Source organism: Geomonas agri (assembly GCF_020179605.1).
In the GTDB taxonomy this organism is placed as follows: Bacteria; Desulfobacterota; Desulfuromonadia; order Geobacterales; family Geobacteraceae; genus Geomonas; species Geomonas agri.
The window spans coordinates 124,338-148,619 of the sequence record NZ_JAINZO010000002.1 but is presented as its reverse complement, the minus strand read 5'-3'; the positions used below and the strand labels follow the sequence as shown (position 1 = coordinate 148,619).

Sequence of the window (24,282 nt, the reverse complement as noted above, 5' to 3'; positions counted from 1 at the left end):
TGCGCAGGGAGGGCAAGGAGGCAGGTGATGAGCGTAATCATCGATACGCTGATTATCGGGCTGGGGGAACCGGCCATTTTGAGTGAGGCTTTCCCTGGCTGCAAGGTGACTCGGCTTACCAGTGCGGATGCGGTTATCCATCGCTACCGGGTCATCTTGAAAGACGAGGATGAACAGCGTTACTTCGACTTCCTTCAGGACAACTGCATGGCGATGACCTCGAACAGGTTTTACTTCAGGATGAAGAATGACAAGGTCTTCGCAGACCGGATGAGGACAAGGCTCGTCGGCAACTGCGGCAGGGAAGGCGTCGAAACCGGGGTATAGGATCCACCGGAGGAAAATATGCTTTGCCAATCAACCATCGGCGCGTGCTCCGATTACCTGGGGGGCGGCCGACATGGCAGGAGGAGGTGCGATGAAACTGACCGATGTACTGATCCTGGGACCGGCAGAACTGGAGATGGTGTGCGAGGAGTACCCCGGTTGTGCGGTGGGCGATGTGAGCCCCTCCTACAGCCTCATTAAGCAATACCGGATCACCATCGAGGTAGACGACGAGAATGACTATTACAATTTCTTGCTGGACAACAGCATGGCGACGTCATCTCACAACTTTTACTACAGAGTGAGAGTCGACAAAAACTTTTATGAAAGAATCAGGAGGAGAAAACTGAAATGAGCATCTCGAAAAAAGTAAAGCTGGTCACCGTCCTTGCCTGCCTTGCGGGGGCCATATCCCTGGCATCGGGGACAGCCATGGCGGAAAGCATAAAGGGACGGGCCGGCGTCACCGGCAGGATCGGATTCCAGGTTCCCGCGGACAACGAGGCGGAATTCGGCTGGGGGAACAACAAAACCGACACCGGGCTGGTCGGCGGGGTCGGTCTCATCTATGGAATGGACTCAAATTGGGCGGCGGAGCTCGATGCCTCCCACTCCAGTTTTGACTCGGATACCGGCGATTTCCATGTCACCGACGTCTCGCTCGGCGCACAGTACCGCTTCAGGGCCCCAGGAAACAGCAGGATAGTACCGTACCTCGGCGCCGGTCTCGATATCCTGATCTCTGACTACGACCCGTATGATGGGGCCTCACTTCATGTAGATACCTGTGTGGGCGCGCACCTTAAAGGTGGGGCTGACTACTTCGTCACCAAGGACCTGGCGCTTAGCGCCGAGGCGAAATTCGTCCTTGCCCCCGATGCCGACATCACCTACCAGGGCACCCACAGCGGTGACTTCGATCCCTCGAGCTTTAACGGGACCATCGGTCTGCGCTATTTCTTCAACTAGCCGTCGATCCCTGGCCAAATCTTATCCGGAGGTAGCTATGAAACGCATCATGATTCTCCTCGCGGTTGCCCTGTTGGTGCCGGCTGCCGTCTTCGCCGGCGGGCTGGAGGTCTTCCTTTCCAACGTTAACGTCCAGGCCCGGACGGACATGCCCGGCTTCTCGATGGGGCTCAGCGCCCAGTTCGGCGTGCCGGTGACCCAGGTGCAGACCGTGATCCGGGCTGTGCCGGAACCAGCGGACGCCTTCATGGTCCTGCAGCTCGGCCAGATGTCACACCGTTCGCCTGAGTCCGTACTTGCCGTCTACCAGCCCAACAGGAAGAAGGGATGGGGCGCAATCGCCAAGGGGCTCGGCATCAAGCCGGGGTCCCGCGAATTCCACGCCCTGAAGAGCGGCAACCTCCACTTCACTGGCAGGAACGGCGAACGGAGCGGCGGGCGCGGCGATGGACCCGGCAACGGTCATGGTGGCGGACACGGCAGGGGGCACAATTCTTAGCGGAGGCGAGGAGCGGCGGCCCTGCCGCCGCTCCTCGCTGGCTCAGGAAGGAGATGCTGGAGAATGAATATGAGCAAAGGCATGATCACCGTGATAGTGGTTGGTAGCCTTACCGGTATCTGCGGCTGTAAGAAGGAGGGACCTGCGGAACGTGCGGGCAGGGATGTCGACAAGACCGTTGAGAAGATCGCCAAAGAGTTGGGAAAAGCGGACGACCGCCTGGGGGATCTTATCAAGAAGATCGACCGGTGACCGTGACCCCCGTAGCATCCATGATGTTGTCATAGCTGTCACCCCAACTCAGCCCCTAGCCTGTTCGGCAAAGTAGCGGCTTCGGAGCCAGAAAGCGACGTTAACCAGGGCGATCATCACCGGCACCTCGACCAGCGGCCCGATCACTGCCGCGAAGGCCGCGCCGGAATTGAGTCCGAACACCGCCACGGCGACAGCGATGGCAAGCTCGAAGTTGTTGCTGGCGGCGGTGAAGGCGAGCGTGGTGGTCTTGGAGTAGTCGGCACCCAGTTTTTTGCCGAGGTAGAACGAGACCAGGAACATGACCACGAAGTAGATCAGCATGGGGATGGCGATCCGGACCACGTCGAGCGGGAGTTGCACGATCAGGCTCCCTTTCAGGCTGAACATGACCACGATGGTGAAAAGGAGCGCGACCAGGGTGATCGGGCCGATGCGCGGCACGACTTCCCGGTGATAGCGCTCCACCCCGAGCGCCTTGACGCCGACCAACCGGGTGACCGCGCCGGCGATGCAGGGGATGCCGAGGTAGACGAAGACGCTCTCGGCAATCTGCCGGATGCTGACCTCGACCGTGCTGCCGGCGAGGCCGAAGTAGGGGGGGAGTACGGTAATGAAGAACCAGGCGTAGACGCTGTAAAAGAGGACCTGGAAGATGCTGTTGAACGCCACCAGCCCCGCTGCGTACTCCGTGTTCCCCTTGGCCAGGTCGTTCCAGACAATCACCATGGCGATGCAGCGCGCGAGGCCGATCATGATGAGGCCGACCAGGTACTCGGGCTTGTCGGGGAGAAAGACGATGGCGAGCACGAACATCAGTACCGGGCCGATGACCCAGTTCTGCACCAGGGAGAGCCCAAGCACCTTCTTGTTCCTGAACACCTCGGGCATTTCCTCGTAGCGGACCTTGGCGAAGGGAGGGTACATCATCAGGATCAGGCCGCAGGCGATCGGGATGTTGGTGGTGCCGACCTGGAAGCGGTTGATGAACGATTCCACCCCCGGCACGAAGTAGCCGATGGCCACGCCCAGGGCCATCGCGGCGAAGATCCAGAGGGTAAGCCAGCGGTCCAGGAAGGATAGTTTGCGGGAAAGATGTTCGCTCATTTGCCTCCTCCGAAGTATTCCAATATCCAAGCTTTGATTTCATCGCGCACGCGGCGGAACTGGGGTAGGACCTCCTCCTCGGTGCCGACACAGCGCGATGGATCGTCGAAGCCATGGTGGCTGCGCTGCGTGCCGCCGACGTACAGCGGGCACTTGTCGTTGGCGTCCCCGCACAAGGTCACCACATAGTCAAAGCTCACGCCGTCGAACTCCTCGAGAGTTTTGGAGCGGTGTCCCGAGAGGTCGATCCCTATTTCCGCAAGCACCTTGATGGCCAAGGGGTTGACCCGAGTGGCCTCGGTTCCTGCCGAGTGCGCCTCTACCTCGCCTCCCAGCAGGTGGTTGGCCAGTCCCTCCGCCATCTGCGAACGGCATGAGTTATGGGTGCAAAGGAATAGGATCTTCTTTTGATGCACGGGATGCTCCAGGACAGTTTTGGTCATGGTTGCGAACTATATCCGTCAATCCGAATATGGTCAAGGTTCACGTTTTCCAATCACGCGGGTGTCCCCATTCGTTACGAAAATTCCTTCCGTGTTAGCGCCATAACGTCTGGCGATTGACAGGCAATTTACCTTTCGCCATAATTCCGTACATTCAACGTAGACAGCTGAGCTTTTCAGCAGCAGGAGCCGAAGGTCTGCAGGGTTAAAAGCGGCGGGAGGATGCCATGCGCGAACGCGATTACTGCCTGTACGAAGAGGAAGATCCATGGGAAGGAGTGCGGCTGACTAAGGAAGCGATCCGGGCGAGAGCGACGCTCATCTTCTATACGGCGCTGGTGAGTGCGCCCTATGTCGCACTGGTGGCGATGGGAGGTTACGTGAGCGGCCTCATGTCGCACGAAGTGCTCGGCGTCACCTGTTATAACGCCATGATCTCGGCGATTTTCTTTTTCGACACCCTGAGGAATGCCGCGCATGACTGTTTTGAAAGGGCGCAGGCGGAGGGGTTCGTGACCTGCAGGGAAGGCATACCCATTATCGATCCGAGTTACCCGCACCGCCGTCTGGCACGGCTCGCGTTCGCCATACGCGGACGAGTGGTCCCCGCGGTACAAAAGTAATTCTCCAATCAGCAGCACGCAATAGAAAAAGGCCAGTCCTGAGAGACTGGCCTTTTCGTTTCGGTGCGAGATGAAATTATCGCCCGGAGGAATTTTCGATGGCCTTCCCACCGCTTTGCATGTCCTGGCCGACCCCCTTGACGGTGTGGCAACCAGCGAGGGCCCAGATGCTGGTCAAGGTAAGCATGATTGCCGTTGCAATTTTGCGTTTCATGATGTCCTCCTTTCCTGCCTTCAGCAGAAGAACCTTTATCGCTAAATTTGCGACAGCTAATGTTATCACGGCCGCGTAAAGATCGCAAATTGTGCGTGCCCGCAGGATGCTGATGGGCACGCAAGCCTTGCGGCCCCGCATTCAATTTTAAACGTCCTCGCTGTTAAACTGCGGGAGGCCGTAACTCAAATTGCGATGAGGCTGCTAAGCGCGAGATCATCTGGCGGAAATTTGAAGCGGCTCGTAGTTAAGCGCTGCGGGATTCCGTTCAGAATAACTACGGCCGCATTTAACACAACTATGACCACGTTTAAGATAAACATGGTCATAGTTATGTTAAACATGGTCTTGTTTAACTTGAAACAGGTCGTGTTTATTTTAAACGGAGAGGCTCATTAATGACGCAGCTCCTTTGATGGGGTAAAAACGGGTGCATTGGCTCTGGTGAAGACCTACTTCGGGAGAAATCAACGGTCAGTAAGGTTCACACGGGGGTGCGGCATTTCTAAATACGGTGCCAATGGTGTGCGTGACAACCTGTCTTGGTGTGCAATCGACTCGCGTTTAGCATCTACGACCCTTGTTTATTTTAAACGCACCCCAGCATTAGAAAAAGCAGGTCTAGTTTAAGTTAATCGTACCCTTGCATTAGAAAAAGTAGGTCATGATTTTTGTTGCGATGGTGTGGGGTGGGGCAGAGGTTGAGGTGCGCATGTTCGCGGTGCCACGACATCAATAAAAAACCCCGATGTCGTCCCCACCTGACCAAGGTGTGGTTCCATCGGGGTCTTGCGATGCCAGGAATGATGGTGAAGAGGCTGGCGGTGCAGAGGTGACCGCTGCAACCTCCTGGGATTTACGATTGGACCTGCCTTGCGGTTCGGCGAGCTTTCTTCTTGGTTTTATAGGTGACGACGCCGGAGTTGAGCAGGGCTTTCACATCGTTTTCGTCGGCCATCACCGACGCGTACCGCAAAATTTTCTGGATGCGCCCACTGAGGTTTTCCCGGGCGGACTTGCGGGCTGCTATGTGCAGCCGGTTCCCGGTGCGACCGCTCTCGAACATCTGCCGGTACCAGTCCACTTCGTTTTGCAGCACGCTCTGCGATCCTAACTTGTCTTCAGGCCAGCCGTTCTTGAAGATTTCCAGGCTGAACACTACGGGGAAGAAGATGTTGATGTTGGCAAGGTAGGTGGTGTCGGGTCCGTTTGATCTCAATACGTATTCGTCCATGGCTTACCTCCGTGTGTTGGTGTGGTTGACTTCTGTATGGGGGCGTTTCACCCAATGTGCCAACAGGTTATATTTTTTAAAAATTATTAATTTTATTAATGATGCGGGCGTGTTGCCTGGGGGGTGCCTGGTTGCCGATGAAAGCAGTTTTCATCGTCTCCTGTACTCGGCCCGCACAGCATTCCCGCGAAATCGCCGACAAACTCAAGTATATTAGCGAACTTTAAATGTGAACACGCCGTGCAAATTTTGAACGGGGGGGCGGGCGAAGGTATGAAGTCCGGATTTAGTCGGAAACAGTTCGATTGTGAAAGGAAAGAGGCCGGTCAAAGGCCGGCCTCTTGAAGTTTAGGAGAGCCAACAAGGTTACCTTCCTGAAGATCGCTCTATGGCCCTACCGCCACTCTGAAGGTCCTCGCCAAAGCCTTTGACCGTGTGGCACCCGGTCAGGGTCCACATGCAGGCGAGGATGACGGCTACAGCAGCTGCGACTTTTCGCTTCATCGCTCCCTCCTTTCCTTTAGGGCTTCCCGAATGCCCGCTCTTGCTCTCGACACTGAAATTGTGCGGCGAACCCGTTAAGCTGTCAGCAATATCAGCGGTGGCGATAACGGCCTCCGGCGTCAGGATCGCCCAGGATATACCCGGTCAACGCACCTGCAGCACCGCCAAGTATCGCCCCTACTGCGGGGCTCCCGCCAGAGAGTCCACCGATCAAAGCGCCGCCGCCGGCGCCTATGGCGCCTCCACTAAGCGTGCTCTGTTGCTGGCGCGACATCCCGACACATCCGAAGCTTAACGCGACCAGCAGCACGACTGCTATATATTTCAAAGCTCTCATGCGCTGCCTCCTTGCCAGGCCCTATTGTCCGCTGGAACCGGCCAGGGGCCGGTCGGCTATGCCTGATTTCAGCTTGGGTTTAACCAACTGCGTCCAGATTACCCGCATCACAGGGAGATCAAGGTCGTTGGGGTTGTTCCGATAATAGCTGTCGATATCCTGAATGATTGCCTTCATAGGTACGCCGCGAAGGCCTTCGGCCAGTTTTGTCGAGAATCCCTGTCTTTTGAGTTCAGGGTGACGTTGACTCACATTTTCCTCGATGGTGACCACGTGTCCTACGCCCCAGATGAAGGTGAACTTGGCGTCAGGCTGCAGGGTCTGCCAAACTTCCCCGGTAAGCACCGGCATCTCCATCAGTCCCTTCGTCGTATCCACGGGGGGCTTTTCGTCAACCGCAATTGCGGGTGCAGTCCCATAAAGACCTGCAACGAGTGATAGGACACAGCAAAAACGAATTGCTGTCTTAACTATGTTCATGTCCCACCTCCACCCTTAATTAATTGCTCCAAGAAGACATTATATCAAAAGGCTGCTGTCAATTGGAGTAGTAAATCGCGCTACACCAGTGACTTAAGCCGGAAGCGGCAGGCATAAATGACAAGGGACGGGGGATATGTAGTGGAAGAGAGGACGGGGGGCAAAGAAGAGAAAAGGGGTAAAACGCGGGAAAGGCCAGTCAATGTGACTGGCCTTTCTGTTAATGGCGGAGAGATAAGGGATTCGAATGCTGTCAGAATAAAGAAGTGCGACGTAAAGTTGTATAAAAATTATTACTTACCCTGGTTGGCTGCTGGCCAAAGTCCACTGAAATGTTGTGAAAGTTGTGAAAGTGTAGCTCGGTTTGTGAACGGTTTGTGAAAGTCTTATACGCAAAAGTCCCCTTGGGAGAAAGGTGATGCAGGGTTGAAAAATCGAGCCAGGCAATGGCTTCAAAAAAGTTTTTTTTAAGGGTTGCTTGAGCCATAGAGTTCATTGTCTGTCAATCAGTATCCAATTTTAACCCACTATCGGCACCTTGAGACCCGCCCTCAACCTATAAAGGCTCAATATTTCGTAGGGGGTGGGGCACCGTTGGACGACGATACCGGGTCAAAATTCGAAGCCGCTCCACGTGCACACAATATCTGAGCACGTGTCAAACTACCCGACATGAGTGACGGATTTCTTTACAAAAACAACCCCTCCCCCTTATGAATATTTAAGCAAACTGTTGTAATATAGACGTTTGTAAAATTGGAACGTTATTTGCTATTGTCACTCAGCTGATTTGGTCGGACAGTATTTTATGCACCAAGTAGACGGCTTATATAATAATATTTTTATTACAATACTCTGCGTCAAGGTAAACCCATTGTAAAATGGGGACACAAAGCCACAGGTCCTAGGTTAGTAAACCGGACAGCTGGGTTGCCGGAGAATATACCAAAGGAGGGCATGTATGAACGCTAACCATCCGTTTACCCTGGTCCGGTTCGTGATTGCATTGATTGGAACAGCGGCGTTCTTGTCCGTTGTTTCGTGTGGTGAACAGTCCGTGTCGCCTCAAGGTTCCTCTGCCGACAGTTCGAACACAACTGTGGCAAAGGGTGCGGATGTAAGCATGCTTCCCATCAAAGGCAAGCTAGTTTCTGCGGTGGCCCCTAAGAAAGCGGTTTTTGGCATGATTTGGTTCAACACGACTGAAAACCGCGAATATATCTTCGACGGCACCCTGTGGGTGCCTCATGATCAGACCGTTGACGATTTCTATAATTCACAGGCGCTCATAACAAAAAACACCGCTAAAACCGTCGCGTTAATACAGGACGAAGTCTGTGTGGATGGTGACCCCGCCTGCACCCCGACCGGTGCGCATGCCAAACATGGCAGCTTCGCTTGCAGTGTTTGCCACAAGGTCGCTGGCCGCCTGGTCTTCGACAAAACCGGTCCCGCGTATGCAGCGGGCTCCACCCCAACCTTTGATGCGACAGCCAAAACCTGCTCAAATGTCGCCTGCCATGGAGTCCCCTCGGGCACATTCAGCTACTATTTCCCTGGTGGTGACGGTGAACCCGCACTAAATACGGTAACTTATGGTGGAAGCACTGGAAGTTCACAACCGACCCCCTCCTGGTATACCACCGGAGCAGGCGCCTGTGGCGGTTGCCACGGCAATCCGCCTCGCAACGGATCAAGTGGCTCCAACGTCTGGCACAGCGGCTATCACGCAGGCACTCCTACCAGCAATACGAACCAGTGTCAGTTTTGCCATCCTGACGCAACAGGCACGAACGGACAAGGTGTATCAATCACCAATGCGGCGTTGCACGCAGATGGAACCGTTAACGTGCAGGCAAGGTTCACATCTGCCTGCTTCGGCTGCCACTAACGTATCTGAATCCATCCCGCGGAGGAATGACATCTCTATCGATATACACTGACACCATAATATCAGTCTGATACGCAATTACGGTGTGTCACTCTCAAGCCCCATAGGCCATCCCGGTCATGGGGCTTTTCTTGGTGCGTTAGCATGGCGCGTGGTGCGCGAGCCCCCCCAACCAGTCGTGGTGGCAGGTTGGTGACTTGGAGGTGAAAGTCCTCTACGGGCCCTGATGGTGGGAAGCGTTAGCCGAACGGCAAGGGCCTTTGACGTTGGACCTCTTCGCAAAAAATGGGGGGGCACTGGCCCCATGGCTGAGGCGGCAGAGGGTAACAAGGCGGCGGGGTCCCATTCGTGAAGCTCTCCGACGGCAAGGGGGCCGTTAGATATGATCATGAAGTGGTTGAGGCGTCTATGCAGAAGAGGGTAAAAAGGTCGGTGAGTGGGAAATGGCGGTCCTTCGTAGATTCGCACGGCCAAGAGTGACAACCGAGCCAGAGCCCCGCATGAATTGATGGAGCGCACAAAAAAAGAAACTGCTTTGGGAGGTTGCCGCTGTACTTGGACTTGTTTTTAGCAAGCCTCAATTGCGGTCTCTGACCAAAGCAGTTTCGTTGGTGGCTCCCGGCGGCAGAGTAGCGTTTTTAATGCTAGCAGTGTCTACGCTCAGCGGTCGGTTTTTTTTAGGACCGATGGCTGGTGGAGCGGGAACCTTTACCTGTTTCTGAAGGTTTTCACATTCGATAGATGTGGTTGGCATCCTTTCGGTGCGATTATCTTCATAGCAGGTAAGAATAATTATCTGCCTGTCAGCTAGAAAAGCAAACAAGAATTTTGGACATAACAGGCGCCAGAATTCCCGCGCACCTCTCGCACCAGCTGATAGTAGGGCGCCCGACCTCGCTACCCCACGTCTTCTCCGCGCGATGCACCCAACGGTGTGCGATTGTCGTGCAATGCAGGGCGGGTGGTTTTAGCGGACGCCCTTTCTTTTTATTTCACCCTTATCCACAGCTTGGAGGTTGCACCAGAGGTTGCACAAAAACAAAGGGCCCACAGTAATTAGCTGTAAGCCCTAGTTTTGATTGGCGGAGAGATAGTCGCTATAATAGTTGGCGTAACTATCCAAAAAACAATAATATTTATATTGTGAAGTAGGTGTTAGGACTCCAAGAATAACTCTAAAACTTTTCCCTCACTCCATTCCCTCCACTAATTGTGCTTTCGGTCTTACATATCAACCGCAGACTCAGCATGCATTTTGCTGTACAGTGCCTGAAAGTGAAGGTAACTCTGCCAACGTGCGCGAAGAGTGCTTTTCTCTTCTGCTTGAAGGTTTCCTTTTTCATCTTCTCCATGCGTGATTTCTTTATTTTCATAGGGATCCTCCGTTATCAAATCGGTAATGGAAGAATAGCCCGCTTTTATGTCCTGTCAAATGTAACTAATTGAAATCACACAGATTGTGTGTCTGCTTGTCCCATGCAAAATGAATGACTACATCAACCCCACCCTATAGAGCGCACTACCCGGTGCCTCCCCGTATAGCGTATATCGCTTGGCCGGATGCAATCCGGTAAGTTTTGCCCCCCCCGCAGGACTTTTAGAACTGTTGCCTTCCTGTTATCCTGATTTAGAAAAAATTAAAAATATTTTTTGCGACATTATTGTAAGAATTTGGAGAAGCCTTTACGTGCGCAAGGGGAGGGGCGTTTTCTCATAGATACGCGCGCGAAGAAAAAAGAAGCCACTTCTTACCTAGGTTGCTTTATTACTGTCACAAGAGCCCACACAATGAACCTGCCAAGTAGATAGGCCGGATAGGCAATAAATAGAAAAAAAAGCGTAAAGTCATCAAATTTTAAATTCCACGGGAAGCCGCTAAACACCTTGTTGCCATTGTCGTCATATCTAGCAGTGATATTGGCGTCAAGATTTTTATCTTGTAAGACTTCCATCCAATCAATTTGTCCTTTGTCAGTAAAATCCTTTTGAATTGTGCGACTGATTATTTCATTGGATGTTGCTTTAGGGAATTGAATATTTATATCAAGAAGATTGAAATATTTTCCACTTTTTTTGTTTGTTTCAGGTTGAATAAAAGGATTATAATCAACAGGTGTTAATTGTGGCTGAGATGGTTTTTCGGGCAAAATCGGCGCAGCATTTTCCCATTCCTGTGAAAGTTCGGCTTGGCTTTTTCCAACATGAGCTTGTATAAGAGCAACCTCCTTGGCGTCTTTAACGTAGCTATCAATTTTTCTATTTTGCCAAGTGTTTGCATAATATGAGCCGCTAGCGCAAAGTAGCATGGAAAGAATAATAAGCCCTTCCCTAGCAATCAGATATTTTGCTTTTTGAGTTTCTATCGCCATAGTGCTCCCCATCTGAGAGATGCGTCATGTTCACCAGCAATTTTTTTGCTGTGCCTTTATCACCGTGCTTGTTCGATATACATCGTTCATCTCTCATTAACAATAAAATAACCGGCGCACCCCTTTGTGAAGGTGGCCGGTTCGTTTTGACAATTATAGGCGCTTTTCTAAAGGCTTCTTGTCTACCCTAGTCAAGATATGCACCGACAGAGATACAAGATTTTTTGTCGCTGTGAATGGGCCTAGTTTTGCGTCAGAGTCCTTTTAAGATGCTTTCCCAGACGTTCCTTTTGATCGCCTGTCAGTTCCCGCTTTGTCCGGTAGGGATTTTTGCCAAACCGGAACGGATATAGGGGGCAAACCCTAACCGTGCAATTTTCGATTTCTGTGATCTGGTTGCAGGTACAGTCCCGGCACTTAAGGCGAATTGCTTTGACCGGATTTGTCGGACTTTCAAAGTTAGCTCTTACATCATCTATCATTTCAGTTACTCCTCATAAGTGGTTAGTAGCGCGTTTACGCTGTGCGTTTGCGCGGTGCATCGTTGCTCTTGTTCTTGCTCTTGTTCTTAATCCTTCAATGTGGAGGATCTTTTTTCTAAGTACTGTAAGTACTGTTCTCTTAACTCAGGTTGCAGAAGACTAAACCCGTCATCTGAAATTAACAACACTCCCGCCCTAGTCAGTCGGTCTTGAAGGGCATCATACGCGGCAAGAGTAAGGCCCATTGTTTTTGCGTTACCCGGTGAAAAATTATCGACCATACCGCCTCGCCGCCATGCGTTCACGCACCAAACCAAGAACAGTCCTTTATCTTCAGGGCTAAGGCTGTTGAATCGGCTGTCCTTGTCAAGTTGTTCAGGTACAATGCTGAAATATGGGGCCGTCCTTTCTTCCGGGGGGCGCGTCTGTAATTCCTCCGTGGGAATGTTGCGGTGCTTTTTAGCGGTGGGGCCGCGCCGGTGAGTGTTCTTGATCTCGCCTACTCTGAACATAGCACCTCCCCCAGTTGCCCCAGTTGGAGACGAACCACACCGAGTCCTTCCTTTCGTGCTAGGTCATTGAAGTCGGTGTCTTCCTTTTCCCTCTTACCGCTAAATGAGGGAACAACCAAAAATCCCCCTACGGTACGGGCTGCATCCATTGCATTAGTTAAACCGGGGTTCTTTTCAACGGTAGCATCATCATCTGCACAGATGATTAGACGTGAAGCCGGGAAAGCCTCTCTTAGCATTTGAGCAACAGGTTTTAAATTTCCGGCGTCAAACGCGACAGCAACCATTTTGCCGGTAGCCATGTGGATTGTTGCGCATGTTGCGTAACCCTCAGCAATGTAAACGATGTCAGTCGGAGCAGTCGGACCGACAAGGTAAAAGTGTCCCAACTTCAAAGAGCCTGGAATGAAACGCTTTGTGCCACCGGGCCAAATCCTTTGAATTCCATACACCCGCCCTTCGATGTCCATCAATGGGACAAGTAAAGCCCCCTGGTGGAACCGTAAGCCGAATGAAGGAACCCCTTTTGTGTCAAGATAGGGATGGGATTGGCGTGCCGGTGGTGCAACTTCCCAAATGGCGCAGAAGTTGACCGGGCGTGAAACCTTGACAGCTTTCGGATACGGAACGAAAGAGCAGGGGGCATTCTCTGCTTTCCAGCGGTGGATAACTCCTGGCTGTTTGTACGTTCCGAATGAAGCGTTGGCCGGGTGGTCACCGTGGAAACAATACCAGCCGTTGCGAGTAGCGCGCCTGTCACCACTCACATAGAAACGATGAGTTGCACCGTCTGCTATTGGGAGTGTGCCAGGGTCAAGATAGACGGCATTCATAGCCTGTCGTAATGTGTCGGCAGCGGTGGTCATCGTGTCACCTCCTTTGCCTTGCGATACAGCCAAGACCGACAAGCGGCAAAGCGTTTAACAGGCTGCACAAGTTCCCCTGTGGCATAGGTGAAGACAACCGCCCTAGTAGCATCGTCATCGGCAAACTCAAAGGTAACCAGTGCTTTCCCTGGCCGGGATAAAACCGCCGGGATCTTTCCCGTTGCCGTCATGATGGTGGCGCTAAGATCAATATCTGTGGTCTGGAATTCTGCCGGTCTGTTGCTCATTGCGTCTATACCTCCCCAGCCGATTCAATCAGCTTGCGGATATCTTCGACACGCCATGCGGTTGTACGTGGGCCTAGTTTGACTGATGCAGGGTATCGACCGGATTTTACTCCTGCCCACCACTGGCTCTTACAAACAGGATATACGGCGAGGATTACAGGGAGCCTGACTAGGCCGGTTTCGGGAAGGGAATGGAATTTCATGGATGTCCTCCGTGCTTTTTTAATTGTGCGCGCAGGACCTATATTGGACGAAGAGGGATATTAAGACGATTGGGGTTTTTGCTGTTTTTAAGTCAACTTTCCCAACTTTTACATTTGGGATTTTACTAAGGCGTGAATATCTCCTTTGACATAGTTTGTGCCGTAAAGAGCGTTTGTTGCTGTTGCTGTCACGTGGAATAAGGGCGAACCATACCTGTTTATATTGTGGTCATTAATGATACGTGCAAACCGTCTTGCCGCTGCGTTTGTCCCAAACTTGCCAGAAGTAGGTGCTTCGGCAATTATATCTTTTGCTCTACCTGCAATAACATTTAACATCTCAGAGAATTTGACTTTTATCATGCCTTGTGAATCAATCCTGTCCTGCCTCTTTTGGACTAGATCCTCGTACACCATAAAACCCTTAAAGATCGGGCCAGGAAGATGCACAATATGACAATCCAACTCATTTCGCCTCAGCAAGTTGGCTAGTTCACTTGATAGCTTTGAAATTGAATCTGATAATTCCAAGCGGTCTGCGGTGTTTTTGTCGTGAGCCCGAGGGAAATCCATGGCACTCGCCACTTTTTCTAGAAAAATATAAACCCAGCAATCTTCAGAGATTTCATGAAAACGAGGGTTCTTCATTTCGTATTTCTCTAGTGTGACCCACATCTCTAAAAGTGCAGGCTGCTCAGTTCCTAACGCGTCGCCATCTTGTGAATCTTCTGGAGAATCACATGGTATCAACCGGCGAGCAATGTCAAAAAAATCGTGGTCTACGTCATATAAAATGAAATCTCTTTCTTCTTGGACAGATCTTGGAAGGGTTTTAACCAAGGGAATCCTTGGCTTTCTTTGGGCCATGATTGCATCCTGTAGGTTTATTGTAATATTAAGCCGGGTCGTTGTGGAACCCCTAGGCGCTCAAATTTCAACTCGCTTCAGTGGAAGTACCTTTGCCCCAACCTTTAAACCCTCAAGGTAATCCGCCCAAACCTGCATCATCTTCCGGCGCTCGGAAAGGTGGGCCGTGCGGTTATAGGCTCGCCCATTGGGGTCTTTGACGGCGTGGCCTAACTGGTGCTCTACAAGGTCAACGCGACATTGCAGAACTTCGTCAAGGATAGTGCGTGCAAGTGCCCGGAAGCCGTGGGCGGTCATCTCCCCCTTGTATCCCATCCGCTCAAGAGCTGCGTTGATCGCCATATTGCTCATTGGGCGGGTGAAAGAGCGAGCCGATGGGAAGACGTACTTGCTTTGGCCGGTGAGTGCCTTGAGGCTTTGCAGGATTGCGATTGCTTGGGAGGAGAGAGGGACTAGGTGCTTCTGTCCAGCGCGGTACTCTTTGACGCGTTTTTTGAGCTTCATTCGCTCAATAGGGATATTCCACTCTGCCGCTCCAAGGTCAAACTCAGACCATTCCGCTTGTCGGAGTTCCCCAGGTCTAAGAAAGACAAGAGGTGCAAGTTGCATGGCGCACTTGACTGTGAAAGTTCCAGTAAAACCATCTATCGCCCTTAGTAAGCCTGCAACCTCCTTGGGTTCGGTAATTGCGGCATGGTGCTTTTGACTTCGTGGTGGCAGCAAGCCTTTTAAATCGGCTGTGGGGTCCCGGTCGGCTCGGCCACTGCCAACAGCATATCTGAAGACTTGGCCTATCACGAATTTCACTCGGTGTGCCGTTTCAAGTGTTAAGGTTTCGATCCTTCGAAGGACCTTAAGCACGTCCGGTGCCTTCAGGTCTCCTATCGGCCTTGCGCCAATATCTGGAAAGACGTATTGCTCAAGGCGCCGAATGACCCAAAAAGCATGGGAGTCTGACCATGAGGGAGAAAACTTTACGTGCCATTCCCTTGCGACAACCTCAAAACTGTTGGCGTCGGCATCTTCTCCTGCGGCTTTTTTTGCTTTTTTAATTCCAGAAGGGTCAATGTTGTGGGCAAGAAGGGCCTTTGCGTCTTCGCGACGTTTACGGGCCTCTTCTAGGGGAATTGCGGGGTAGGTGCCTAATGCCATGGTCTTGCGCTTATTCCCGAATCGGTAATCAAACCGCCAGAGCTTTCCGCTGGATGGGGTCACTAGCAAAAACAGCCCGTAGCCGTCCATCAGTTTGTAATCTTTGTTCTTGGGTTTGGCGTTTCTGATCTGGGGGTCAGAGAGGGGGGGGATCCGTTTTGGCATGGGCACTTCCTCCTTTTTGGAGTCATGCTGCTTTGGGGGCTGGCGTCATTCCTCCAACGGTAGCTCCAAACTTAACGGATTTTACCATAGCAAAATAATCTTTAACGGACAATCCAAAAAGAAAAGGCCCCGATTTCTCAGGACCTTTTGCTTTTCTCCAGACCATGCTGGATTTTTGTTTGGCGGAGAGATAGGGATTCGAACCCTAGGTACCTTTCGGTACACCTGATTTCGAGTCAGGCACCATCGACCACTCGGACATCTCTCCGGATATGCTGTTGTCAAAGGAGCGGCGCTCCTCAGAGCAGAAAGATATACCTTATTCCAAAGAGAAATTCAACCATGTTGTGGTGCCCCTGGCTCAGTAGGTTAGTCCGGCATAGAAATCCTGCAGAAATTGCCGCTGCGTTTTGGTCAGGACGCCCCTGGTATCTATTTCAGAGAGAATGCGCCAGATCAGGCCCAGCTCGCTATACACCCTGAGCACGGCAGTGAGCTTGTGACGCGAATGATCTTCCGAGGCGATCGTCCCCTGTAGCAGTTCTTCTGTGTAGGTCGCCAGCCGGGTAATTTCATGGTGCGTCGCCATGAGGGCGTTGGGGGTGATTTCTTCAATTTGCATAGGCCCCTCTCAAGCCGGAAAAGAGATTGGATGTCTTAAACTTTCGGCTCGGGGGCAAAAAAGGTTTAGCGCTTTTTTCTCTTTTTTTTCAGCTGTTGGAGGACAATCGTTCCTGCTTCTTCTGTGCACGCAGCTTCACGAAAAAAGCGGAGAGCATGCTGGAGGTTTCCTCGCCGCGCACGCCGGGGGTGAGGATGACGCTGTGGTTCAGCCTCTTGTCGTCGGAGAAATCGAAGAGGGATCCCGCCGCGCCCCCTTTGGGGTCGTAGCTGCCAAAGACCACGCGGTCCAGGCGCGAGAGGATGATGGCGCCCATGCACATGGTGCAGGGCTCGAGGGTGACGTAGAGGGTCGCCCCGGTGATGCGCCAACTGGCAAGTTTCTTCGCAGCCTTGCGTATGGCGATCATTTCGGCGTGGGCTGAAGGGTCCTGCTTGCTTTCGCGCAGGTTATGCCCGCGTGCAATCACGGCTCCGTCTTTCACTATCACGGCGCCGATAGGCACCTCGCCGATGGCTTCGGCCTTCCGGGCCTGGTCCATGGCTTTTCCCATCCAGTAGTTGTCGTCTTTGGTCATGCGGTCTTCTTTATCACTTCGTGGCGGTTCCCTCACCCCCGGCCCCTCTCCCGGGGGGGCGAGGGGAGTTTGTGTCGTTAGTGCAGTCCCTCACCGGTGGTGGTCATGACGAGTTTGCCGTGTTTCACGCCTTTTACGCCGATCAGTTCGTCGGCGATGCGGCGCACGTCGCGGGCCTTGCCGCGCACCACCAGGACTTCGAGGCAGTTGTGGGCGTCGAGGTGAACGTGCAGTGCGGATATGATCTGGTCGTGGTGGGCATGCTGGTGCTCGGTGAGCTTGTCGGAGAGGTCGCGCACATGGTGGTTGTAGACCAGGGTCACCGTGCCGACGCCTTCTTTTTCACCTTCTTCCCAGTCGAGTTCGACCTGTGCTGCCCGGATCAGGTCGCGGATCGCCTCGGAGCGGTTGGCGTAACCCTTCTGCTCGATGAGTCGGTCGAAGCTCTCCAGCAACTGGTCGTCCATGGAAATCCCGAATCTTACCGTCTCGCCCATGCATGACTCTCCTTGAAAAAAGTGCCTTACTATACGTGAATTGGAGAGGAGAGGCAAGGGCAGCTCACGCAAAGCCGCAAAGGCGCAAAGGAAAAGGCAACCCCTGAGAGAAGGGACTTTGCCTTTCTTTGCGCCTTTGCGACTTTGCGTGAAAAGGGACTTTGACTTACTTGAGGTAGCTGCGGATGCCGGGTTCGAAGTTGACCGGCTCGAACTGGAAGGTCTTGCGCCAAATCCCGTCGCAGGTATTGCCCTGCACCAGCATGGCGATCTGATCCGAGGTGATGGGGAAGAATGAGAAGCCCTCGAAGAAGGGGACCACCAGCCGCATGAGCGACAGCGGATTCTTTATCTTGGCAACATGGCTCTTGCCGAGCACGCGCCCGATGACGTCGAGGAGCTCGTTGTAGCTGTAGCGGTCGGGCCCGCACAGGTCGTACTCTTGCCCTATCGTTTCGGGTTTCTCCAGTGCATCGGCAAAACAGCGGGCGACGTCGTCTGCGGAAATGGGCTGCAACTGGTATTCGCCGTCGCCGATGACCGGCATGGCGGGGAAGGAGCGCATGTAGCCGGCCAGCATATTGATGAATTCATCCCTGGGGCCAAAGATTATGGAGGGACGGAAGATCGTGTAATCAAGTCCAGAGTGACGCACCAGTTCTTCTGCCTGGTGCTTGGTTTTGAAGTAACGGGCGGTGCTGTCGGGGTGGGTGCCCAAGGCGGACATCTGCAGGTGGCGCCGCACGTTGCCTTTTCTGGCAGCGGTAAGGATGCTCCCGGTGGCCTCGACGTGCAGGCGCTGGAAGGTTACGCCACGCCCGGGGAACTCCCTGATGATTCCAACCAGGTTGATGGTGGCATCGCAGCCGCGCACAGCTTCCTCGAATGTCTCCGGCTTGGTGACGTCGCCCACAATCTCCTCGACGTCGGGTTCCTTGTTGCCGAGGCTTTTGCGGTGCACGAGTAGCCTCAAGCTGTGCCCCCGAGCCAGAAGCGACTCTCTTACATGTCCTCCCACGAAACCAGTGCCGCCAGCCAAAAAGATCAACATACTCGCCTCCGCCCCTCTAGACCCAGTTCCCATAGCTCATGACAACAGCCGATAGTGTAGCAGGTGTTATTGGAATCTCCATTTAGTGGATAAAGTGTATACAAAATCTTGTGCTCCGGCGTTTCTTGTGTTAAAAAGCCTTTCACAACAAAGACTAGAGGAGACCCGCCATGGCTGAGCAAGGTGATGTCTGTTACACATTTGAAGCTGCGATCGAAATGGCCGCCCAGATGGAGAACGAAGGATTCCGCGCTTATTTAGCCGCGCTCCGTATCGTGAAAGATAAGGCTGCCCGTCAGATTATCAAGGAAGCCGCGTTTGACGAACTGGAGCACAAGCACCAGTTGGAGAAGGCGCTGGTTGAAGGGGAAATGAAAGGGGGAGAGGGGCTGCACCAGCCGGTGCCAACCATGAACCTCGATTACGTGCTGCCGAAGAAGGAGCTCCGCTCGGATTCAACGGCCCGTGACGCCATGGCCTACGCCATTCACCTCGAGAAGGGCTCCATTGACTTCTACGACCGGATGTCCCGCGGCTGCGAAGGCGCTCCCATGGCGGTGCTGTTCAAGAAGATGCTGGCGGACGAGTCCCGTCACCTCCAGGAACTGGAAGACCTGTACGAGCAGCACTTCATGACCGAGAACTAGGTCCGGCCCTTCCAGGTCGCACGGGGATACAAAAAAATCCCCTCCTTTGCGGGAGGGGATTTTTTATTGCTTCAGAAATAAAGATTCGGCCGCTGCTAGAGGATCTCCACCAGTTTGAGGTCGAAGTTGAGCGCCTGCCCTGCCAGCGGGTGGTTGGCGTCGATGGTGATGGTTTGGTTGGTCACCTCGGTCACCATTACGTTGAACACCTGGCCGTCCTCCTGGGTCACTTCCAGCTGCTGGCCGACTTCCGGTTTCATCTCCGGGGGGAGGTCGCCACGCGGCACTACCGCCACCATTTCTTCCATTCTTTCGCCATAGGCTTCGTCCACCGGGATGTGGATGGTCTTGGACTCGCCCACGGAAAGCCCTTTGACCCCTGCGTCAAAGCCCGGAATGACCTGGCCGGAGCCGATGACGAACTCCATCGGGCCGTGGCCGCAGCCGCAATCGTCCTCGCCACACTCGGAAGAGTCGAACACGGTGCCGTCGTCCAGTCTCCCTGTATAATGAACCTTTACGCGGTCCCCGTCTTTAGCTTGTGCCATGTTGTTCACCTCGCATATTTGGATATAAGCTTCAGAGGGTAGCAGATGGATTGACTTTTATCCACCGATTAATTGTGCAAGCTAATGCCCCGTCCTGACGTCCAGGTTGCTCACCGTGCTCGCCTAATTTATCTTTTGTCAAATCCATCAAGGAAATGGTATGTATCTACCTCTGGGGGATTCATGGAAACAAAGAACAGGACGATGCTTTTCAACGGCCTCGTGGTCGGCATCGAGCAGATGGACGTCCTCATCGGCGACCAGGGGTGGCACACCTATCAGGTCGTGCGCCATCCCGGCGGCGCCGGCGTGCTCGCGCTGCACGACGACGGCTGTGTCACGCTGATCCGGCAACTGCGTCCCGCGGTGGACGACTTCTTGCTGGAAATCCCGGCCGGGCGGCTCGCCCCCGGTGAAGACCCGCAACTGTGCGCGTCGCGCGAGTTGATGGAGGAAACCGGACTGGTGGCGGATAAAATTGTTTCCCTCGGCGTCATCCATCCCTCTCCCGGCGTTTTCGACGAGGTGGTTCATCTCTACCTCGCCACCGGTCTTTCCCAAGGGGACGCCGCGCCCGAAGCGTACGAGGAAATCTCTTGCCAGAAGATCCCCTTTGACCAGGCGCTGGCGATGGCGGCTGACGGCAGTATCACCGACGGCAAGACCATCGTGGCGCTTTTGCGCGCCCAGAGGTATCTGGCATGATGCTCACGGCACGGATAGACGCGGAACAGGCGGGACTGAGGTTGGACGATGCGGCGAAGTTGCTGTTCCCCCAGCTTTCCAAGGGGGAGATCCGCCGGGTCATCGACTGGGGCGGCTGCAACATCAACCAGGTGCTGGTTCGGGTGGCGTCGCGCCAGGTGAAAGAAGGGGACGAGGTTGCCCTGGGGCTGATGGAGGCGGAGCGCTGCATCGACCTGGTGTACCAAAAACATGAGCTCCTTTACGAGGACAAGGATTTCCTGGCCGTGTACAAAGCCGTTGGCGTCAACAGCCAGCGCACGCCGTACCAGTTGAAGGGTACGGTGGAGTACGCGGTCGAGTGTTACATGAAAAGCATCGGGCTGCGGGATCCTTCCCGTGTGGTGCACCGTCTGGACCGCGGCACCAGCGGTGTGATGTTCTTTCCCAAGCACAAGCAGGCAGCGACTCTCATCTCGAACCTGCTCAAAGATGGGAAAGTGCAGAAGACCTACTGGGCGCTGGTGTCGGGTTCGCCGGACCAGCAGAGCTGGAAGGTGGATGCGCCGCTGGATAGGGTCAGCAAGTTCCGCTACGGCGTGTCGCTCAGGGGGAAACCTGCGCGCACCGTCTTCAACGTATTGGGTGAAGGGGGTGGGGTGACCGCCATCGAGGCCAAGCCGCTTACCGGGCGCACCCACCAGATCCGCGTGCACCTGGCCCATTCCGGGTTCCCCATCATCGGGGACGAGAGCTACGGGGGGATTCCCGCCAGCAGGATGATGCTGCATTGCCGGGCCATGCGTTTCACCGGCCCGCGCGGCAAGGTCATCGAGGCGGTGGCGCCGCTCGACGCGGAGTTCCTGGAGGCCGCGCCGGAAGGCGCGTTCGAGCCGCAGGATGTAGATACAACAGCATATGAACAGGGATAAAAGGGATAACGGGGATAACGGGGATAACGGCAAAGACAAAGCGAAAACTGTAAAGGCTTTTGGCTTTATCCCTTTTATCCCCTTTATCCCTGTTAGATAGTTTTTTTACTAAACGTAACTACGGAGGATTTATGAAGAAGAAATTGTTGATTGCATTGTTCCCGGTGGTGTTGCTGATCGCAGGAGCCTTGGCGGTCTGGGGTGATGAGCAGCAAGCGGTTAAACCGGGCTGCGGCAACTGCCCCAAGATGCAGCAGCAGATGCAGCAGCAGGCGCCGTGCGCCAACTGCCCGAAGGCCGCTGCTATCGAAAAGGGTGCCGCCCCGTGCGCCAACTGCCCGAAAGCGGCTGCGGCCGAAAAGGGTGCAGCTCCTTGTCCTCACTGCCCGAAAAAGGGCGCCGCCGCACAGCCCACCTGCGACAAGTGCCCCAAGGGTGCCGCCATGCAGCCTGCGTGTGACAAGTGCCAGAAGATGAAAGGTGTGGAGGCCGCTCCGATGGCGGGCTGCGACAAGTGCGCGAAGCTGCAGCAGGGTCAGGCACCCGCGGACCAGCCGGTGCAGAAGGAATGCTGCAAGAAGCAGAAGGCGATGTAAATCGTTCGACACCCGCCGAGCTTATATTGAAAAGGGGACTGGCTCCTAAGGAACCAGTCCCCTTTATTTATGATGTTGTTGCAACTGCTATGAAAGCGGCCACCTGCTGGTGTGCGGGTCGAAAGGTTGCTGCGCGGCAGCATCGGGAGGTTCGATCAAAAGAGCTCGAACCGGCGCTCCGTCGCCGTCCTTCAGTTTCAACGGCAGGCAGATCAACTGGTAATATCCCGCGGGAACGCCGGCGAGATTGACGCCTTCAATTACCGGGATGCCGCCGTTTAAAAGAATCCTGTGCACCTCGCCGTCCCCGTCCATCGGTTCCACCGAAAGGTAATCGACCGCCACCAGTTTCACCTTCATGTGGTGCAGGTAGTGCGCCCCCTCCACTGTCAGCGCGGCGAAGTCGCGGCGAAACTCGTTCTCGCCCCAAAACTGCGAGTTGCCGGTCTTGATCAGCAGCCGTTCCACTCCCTTCAACTCTAGCGGTTCCAGCTCATTGCGGCCGATCTTTTTGGCGTGGGGAATCTCCACGACCCGAGCCTGGCCGATGAGGAGGTCGAGCGGGATCTCATCGACGGTGATACCGGCATCGTTGAAATGGCGGGGGGGATCGATGTGGGTGCCGGAGTGGGTGCCCAGCGTGATGCGGGAAAGGTTGGCGGTGTCGCCCTTGGCGATGCGGTGCCATGGCTCGACGGTAACGGTGGGGTCTCCCGGGTAGGAGGGGAGATCGGGTGAAAGCGACACGCTGATGTCGTGGATTCTCATCGGGCACCTCCCGGTTTAATGTGAAAGCGACACCGCAAAGTATAACGCAAGACGGCCTCACGCGAAGGCGCAAAGTCGCAAAGAAAATTCGAAAAACAAACAGGGACGAAGGGAATGAAGGGATAAAACCTTTCTTGGTGTTATCCCTTTTATCCCCCTTATCCCTGTTGATGGTCTTTTGCTTTATTGCACTTCGGCGGCCAGTCGCTCCAGGTCGGCTTCGCTGAAGCGGTAGTGTTCGCCGCAGAACTCGCAGGTGACCTCGGCGCCGTGCTGCTCCTGGACCATGGAGGTCAGCTCCTTCTTCCCCATCGATATCAGCACCCGCTCGATCCGCTCTCTGCTGCAACTGCAGGCGAAGCCGATGGCGCGTTTCTCTAGCACGTCGTACTCCATGCCGGACAGGAGCATCTCCATGATCTCCTCGGGGGTCTTGCTGCTGTGCAGCAGTTCGCTCAGGGGGGGGAGTTTCTCGATATGGTCCATCAACTCTTCGACCACCAGGGGATCTATCGGCGGGATGGCCTGGATCAGGAAGCCGCCGCACGCGCTGACCGCGCCATCCTGCTCGATGAACTCGGCGATGCCGACGGCGGACGGGATCTGCTCTGACTCCACCAGGTACAGGGCGAGATCTTCGGCGATGCCGCTGGTGTAAAGCTGCACGGTGCCGCGGTACGGTTCCTTGAGCCCGAGGTCCTTTGCGACAGTGAGAAAGCCCGCCCGGCCCAGTGCGTTAGGAACATCAAGGGCCCCGTCGGGACGAAGCATGTGCACCTGGGTGTCGCCGACGTAGCCGCGCACGCTGCCGTCGCTGTCGGCTTCGATGACGATCTTCTTCAGCGGGCCGTTTCCCTCAAAGCGCATGGCAACACGCTGGCCGGTCTTCAGCATTGCCCCCATGAGCGCCCCGGCAGTAAGGGAGCGCCCGAGGGCAGCCGTAGCCGTCGGCAATGTGCCGTGGCGGCGGCAAACTTCACTTACCGTGTTGGTGGTAACGCAGGTGAGGGCCCTCACCGTCCCGGACTTGGCAATCGCGCGTACCAGATAATCTGTCATAAAACCACCCCCACCCTTCCTCCTAGTTCACCCCGCTTCAGCCAGAGTTCTTTCAATGTAATGTAATCCCAAATGCTGATTCCCTTCACCCGGTGCGCAAACAGTTCGGCCAGGCGCGGCACCTGGTTCAGGTCGCACACCAGCAGATCGCCCATCATGCTCAACGACGGAATTCTCTGCACCACCTTTCTGGTCAGCCAGTCAAGGTCGAGCGGCGTAACCGGTCCGTGCTTCAGGAATACGCACTTGCGCGTGGCGCTAAACTCGATCCCCTCGATGGTGAAGCTGGCGGAAAAGGGAATGGCGAAAGGAACCAACCGCTTCTTGAGGCGACCGGAAAGCTCGCAGTAGCCGTTTTCGATAGCGAGTTTGAATTCCACCAGTTCGTCGTCCACGGCCTTGTCCAGGAACTCGCGCTGCAGGTACTCCTGGGTGATGCGGAATTCCCGACGCAGCAGGAGGTCCTTGAGGCTCTGCTCCTGCACCAGCCCCATGAAAGCGGGATCGTTGAGCCGATCTTGGATCCTCCCCTTGATCTTGTCGATGATCCCCATTTC

At 54.4% G+C, this 24,282-nt stretch carries 33 protein-coding genes, 1 tRNA gene and 1 riboswitch; of the genes, 11 read left to right on the top strand and 23 right to left on the bottom strand.

What is annotated here, in order from left to right; translation table 11 throughout:
• Positions 1 to 27 precede the first annotated feature (27 nt).
• The 5 genes from K7R21_RS12145 to K7R21_RS12125 all read left to right on the top strand — a co-directional run bounded on the left by K7R21_RS12145 (position 28) and on the right by K7R21_RS12125 (position 2,047).
• The gene (locus K7R21_RS12145; protein ID WP_224983584.1) at positions 28 to 327 is read left to right on the top strand and encodes a hypothetical protein; all 300 of its coding nucleotides are present in this window, start codon (positions 28 to 30) and stop codon (positions 325 to 327) included.
• A 91-nt stretch (positions 328 to 418) separates the two neighbouring features.
• Positions 419 to 682, top strand: a complete 264-nt coding sequence (locus tag K7R21_RS12140; protein ID WP_224983583.1) for a hypothetical protein — start codon at positions 419 to 421, stop codon at positions 680 to 682.
• The gene (locus tag K7R21_RS12135; RefSeq protein ID WP_224983582.1) at positions 679 to 1,296 is read left to right on the top strand and encodes a porin family protein; all 618 of its coding nucleotides are present in this window, start codon (positions 679 to 681) and stop codon (positions 1,294 to 1,296) included. The genes K7R21_RS12140 and K7R21_RS12135 overlap by 4 nt, the downstream gene beginning before the upstream one ends.
• Positions 1,297 to 1,333: 37 nt before the next feature.
• Positions 1,334 to 1,795, top strand: a complete 462-nt coding sequence (locus K7R21_RS12130) for a hypothetical protein (protein ID WP_224983581.1) — start codon at positions 1,334 to 1,336, stop codon at positions 1,793 to 1,795.
• Positions 1,796 to 1,864: 69 nt separating this feature from the next.
• The gene (locus K7R21_RS12125; protein WP_224983580.1) at positions 1,865 to 2,047 is read left to right on the top strand and encodes a hypothetical protein; all 183 of its coding nucleotides are present in this window, start codon (positions 1,865 to 1,867) and stop codon (positions 2,045 to 2,047) included.
• Between the two features lie 48 nt (positions 2,048 to 2,095).
• On the opposite strand, the gene arsB is transcribed toward K7R21_RS12125, so the two are convergent.
• On the bottom strand, positions 2,096 to 3,154 hold the full coding sequence (gene arsB / locus K7R21_RS12120) for an ACR3 family arsenite efflux transporter (protein WP_224983579.1): 1,059 nt from the start codon (positions 3,152 to 3,154) through the stop codon (positions 2,096 to 2,098).
• Positions 3,151 to 3,597, bottom strand: a complete 447-nt coding sequence (locus K7R21_RS12115) for an arsenate reductase ArsC (protein WP_224983578.1) — start codon at positions 3,595 to 3,597, stop codon at positions 3,151 to 3,153. The genes arsB and K7R21_RS12115 overlap by 4 nt, the downstream gene beginning before the upstream one ends.
• A 227-nt stretch (positions 3,598 to 3,824) precedes the next feature.
• Here K7R21_RS12115 and K7R21_RS12110 point away from each other — a divergent pair, with 227 nt between their 5' ends.
• Complete coding sequence (locus tag K7R21_RS12110; protein WP_224983577.1) at positions 3,825 to 4,220, top strand: hypothetical protein; 396 nt, start codon at positions 3,825 to 3,827, stop codon at positions 4,218 to 4,220.
• Between the two features lie 76 nt (positions 4,221 to 4,296).
• Here the strand turns inward: K7R21_RS12110 and K7R21_RS12105 are convergent, their stop codons facing one another.
• The 5 genes from K7R21_RS12105 to K7R21_RS12085 form a co-directional block, all read right to left on the bottom strand.
• Positions 4,297 to 4,434, bottom strand: a complete 138-nt coding sequence (locus K7R21_RS12105) for an entericidin A/B family lipoprotein (protein WP_318248346.1) — start codon at positions 4,432 to 4,434, stop codon at positions 4,297 to 4,299.
• Between the two features lie 856 nt (positions 4,435 to 5,290).
• Positions 5,291 to 5,668, bottom strand: coding sequence for a hypothetical protein (locus K7R21_RS12100; RefSeq protein WP_224983576.1), 378 nt, complete (start codon positions 5,666 to 5,668; stop codon positions 5,291 to 5,293).
• Positions 5,669 to 6,034: 366 nt separating this feature from the next.
• Entirely contained in the window at positions 6,035 to 6,172 is a 138-nt protein-coding gene (locus tag K7R21_RS12095; protein WP_224983575.1) for an entericidin A/B family lipoprotein, read from the bottom strand.
• Between the two features lie 91 nt (positions 6,173 to 6,263).
• A complete protein-coding gene (locus tag K7R21_RS12090; RefSeq protein ID WP_224983574.1) occupies positions 6,264 to 6,509 on the bottom strand; it encodes a YMGG-like glycine zipper-containing protein in 246 nt (81 codons plus the stop codon).
• A gap of 21 nt (positions 6,510 to 6,530) precedes the next feature.
• Positions 6,531 to 6,989, bottom strand: coding sequence for a hypothetical protein (locus tag K7R21_RS12085; RefSeq protein WP_224983573.1), 459 nt, complete (start codon positions 6,987 to 6,989; stop codon positions 6,531 to 6,533).
• Between the two features lie 854 nt (positions 6,990 to 7,843).
• A riboswitch (cyclic di-GMP riboswitch) is annotated at positions 7,844 to 7,927 on the top strand.
• A 23-nt stretch (positions 7,928 to 7,950) separates the two neighbouring features.
• Here K7R21_RS12085 and K7R21_RS12080 point away from each other — a divergent pair.
• Complete coding sequence (locus K7R21_RS12080) at positions 7,951 to 8,880, top strand: CxxxxCH/CxxCH domain c-type cytochrome (RefSeq protein ID WP_224983572.1); 930 nt, start codon at positions 7,951 to 7,953, stop codon at positions 8,878 to 8,880.
• 1,175 nt (positions 8,881 to 10,055) lie between these two features.
• Here K7R21_RS12080 and K7R21_RS12075 read toward each other — a convergent pair.
• The 12 genes from K7R21_RS12075 to K7R21_RS12015 all read right to left on the bottom strand — a co-directional run bounded on the left by K7R21_RS12075 (position 10,056) and on the right by K7R21_RS12015 (position 18,491).
• Positions 10,056 to 10,253, bottom strand: coding sequence for a hypothetical protein (locus K7R21_RS12075; RefSeq protein WP_224983571.1), 198 nt, complete (start codon positions 10,251 to 10,253; stop codon positions 10,056 to 10,058).
• Between the two features lie 375 nt (positions 10,254 to 10,628).
• Positions 10,629 to 11,249 carry a hypothetical protein gene (locus K7R21_RS12070; protein WP_224983570.1) on the bottom strand — a complete coding sequence of 207 codons (621 nt, stop codon included), beginning with the start codon at positions 11,247 to 11,249 and terminating at the stop codon, positions 10,629 to 10,631.
• Between the two features lie 568 nt (positions 11,250 to 11,817).
• Positions 11,818 to 12,243 carry a hypothetical protein gene (locus tag K7R21_RS12065; protein ID WP_224983569.1) on the bottom strand — a complete coding sequence of 142 codons (426 nt, stop codon included), beginning with the start codon at positions 12,241 to 12,243 and terminating at the stop codon, positions 11,818 to 11,820.
• Positions 12,231 to 13,109, bottom strand: a complete 879-nt coding sequence (locus K7R21_RS12060; RefSeq protein WP_224983568.1) for a toprim domain-containing protein — start codon at positions 13,107 to 13,109, stop codon at positions 12,231 to 12,233. Before K7R21_RS12060 ends, K7R21_RS12065 begins: the two co-directional genes overlap by 13 nt.
• On the bottom strand, positions 13,106 to 13,357 hold the full coding sequence (locus tag K7R21_RS12055; RefSeq protein WP_224983567.1) for a hypothetical protein: 252 nt from the start codon (positions 13,355 to 13,357) through the stop codon (positions 13,106 to 13,108). Before K7R21_RS12055 ends, K7R21_RS12060 begins: the two co-directional genes overlap by 4 nt.
• A 311-nt stretch (positions 13,358 to 13,668) precedes the next feature.
• A complete protein-coding gene (locus K7R21_RS12045) occupies positions 13,669 to 14,427 on the bottom strand; it encodes a hypothetical protein (RefSeq protein WP_224983565.1) in 759 nt (252 codons plus the stop codon).
• Between the two features lie 60 nt (positions 14,428 to 14,487).
• Entirely contained in the window at positions 14,488 to 15,744 is a 1,257-nt protein-coding gene (locus tag K7R21_RS12040) for a tyrosine-type recombinase/integrase (protein ID WP_224983564.1), read from the bottom strand.
• Positions 15,745 to 15,924: 180 nt separating this feature from the next.
• Positions 15,925 to 16,012: transfer RNA gene (locus K7R21_RS12035), tRNA-Ser, on the bottom strand.
• A 93-nt stretch (positions 16,013 to 16,105) separates the two neighbouring features.
• Positions 16,106 to 16,366, bottom strand: a complete 261-nt coding sequence (locus K7R21_RS12030; RefSeq protein WP_224983563.1) for a hypothetical protein — start codon at positions 16,364 to 16,366, stop codon at positions 16,106 to 16,108.
• 88 nt (positions 16,367 to 16,454) lie between these two features.
• Positions 16,455 to 16,943 carry a tRNA adenosine(34) deaminase TadA gene (tadA, locus tag K7R21_RS12025; protein WP_224983562.1) on the bottom strand — a complete coding sequence of 163 codons (489 nt, stop codon included), beginning with the start codon at positions 16,941 to 16,943 and terminating at the stop codon, positions 16,455 to 16,457.
• A 77-nt stretch (positions 16,944 to 17,020) separates the two neighbouring features.
• On the bottom strand, positions 17,021 to 17,440 hold the full coding sequence (gene nikR / locus K7R21_RS12020) for a nickel-responsive transcriptional regulator NikR (RefSeq protein ID WP_012531991.1): 420 nt from the start codon (positions 17,438 to 17,440) through the stop codon (positions 17,021 to 17,023).
• Between the two features lie 166 nt (positions 17,441 to 17,606).
• Positions 17,607 to 18,491, bottom strand: coding sequence for an SDR family oxidoreductase (locus tag K7R21_RS12015; RefSeq protein ID WP_224983561.1), 885 nt, complete (start codon positions 18,489 to 18,491; stop codon positions 17,607 to 17,609).
• Positions 18,492 to 18,661: 170 nt separating this feature from the next.
• Here K7R21_RS12015 and K7R21_RS12010 point away from each other — a divergent pair, with 170 nt between their 5' ends.
• On the top strand, positions 18,662 to 19,138 hold the full coding sequence (locus tag K7R21_RS12010) for a ferritin family protein (RefSeq protein WP_224983560.1): 477 nt from the start codon (positions 18,662 to 18,664) through the stop codon (positions 19,136 to 19,138).
• Between the two features lie 95 nt (positions 19,139 to 19,233).
• Here K7R21_RS12010 and K7R21_RS12005 read toward each other — a convergent pair whose 3' ends face one another.
• A complete protein-coding gene (locus tag K7R21_RS12005) occupies positions 19,234 to 19,686 on the bottom strand; it encodes an FKBP-type peptidyl-prolyl cis-trans isomerase (protein ID WP_224983559.1) in 453 nt (150 codons plus the stop codon).
• A gap of 183 nt (positions 19,687 to 19,869) precedes the next feature.
• Here K7R21_RS12005 and K7R21_RS12000 point away from each other — a divergent pair, with 183 nt between their 5' ends.
• The 3 genes from K7R21_RS12000 (at position 19,870) to K7R21_RS11990 (ending at position 21,898) form a co-directional block, all read left to right on the top strand.
• A complete protein-coding gene (locus tag K7R21_RS12000) occupies positions 19,870 to 20,391 on the top strand; it encodes an NUDIX hydrolase (protein ID WP_224983558.1) in 522 nt (173 codons plus the stop codon).
• Positions 20,388 to 21,302 carry an RluA family pseudouridine synthase gene (locus tag K7R21_RS11995; protein WP_224983557.1) on the top strand — a complete coding sequence of 305 codons (915 nt, stop codon included), beginning with the start codon at positions 20,388 to 20,390 and terminating at the stop codon, positions 21,300 to 21,302. Before K7R21_RS12000 ends, K7R21_RS11995 begins: the two co-directional genes overlap by 4 nt.
• A 131-nt stretch (positions 21,303 to 21,433) precedes the next feature.
• A complete protein-coding gene (locus K7R21_RS11990) occupies positions 21,434 to 21,898 on the top strand; it encodes a hypothetical protein (protein WP_224983556.1) in 465 nt (154 codons plus the stop codon).
• Between the two features lie 87 nt (positions 21,899 to 21,985).
• On the opposite strand, the gene K7R21_RS11985 is transcribed toward K7R21_RS11990, so the two are convergent.
• The 3 genes from K7R21_RS11985 to K7R21_RS11975 all read right to left on the bottom strand — a co-directional run bounded on the left by K7R21_RS11985 (position 21,986) and on the right by K7R21_RS11975 (position 24,279).
• Positions 21,986 to 22,666 (bottom strand): cyclase family protein, encoded by a 681-nt coding sequence (locus K7R21_RS11985; protein ID WP_224983555.1) that lies wholly within the window; start codon positions 22,664 to 22,666, stop codon positions 21,986 to 21,988.
• Positions 22,667 to 22,849: 183 nt separating this feature from the next.
• A complete protein-coding gene (gene hslO, locus K7R21_RS11980; protein WP_224983554.1) occupies positions 22,850 to 23,725 on the bottom strand; it encodes an Hsp33 family molecular chaperone HslO in 876 nt (291 codons plus the stop codon).
• Positions 23,722 to 24,279 carry a hypothetical protein gene (locus K7R21_RS11975; RefSeq protein WP_224983553.1) on the bottom strand — a complete coding sequence of 186 codons (558 nt, stop codon included), beginning with the start codon at positions 24,277 to 24,279 and terminating at the stop codon, positions 23,722 to 23,724. Before K7R21_RS11975 ends, hslO begins: the two co-directional genes overlap by 4 nt.
• Between the last annotated feature and the right edge of the window lie 3 nt (positions 24,280 to 24,282).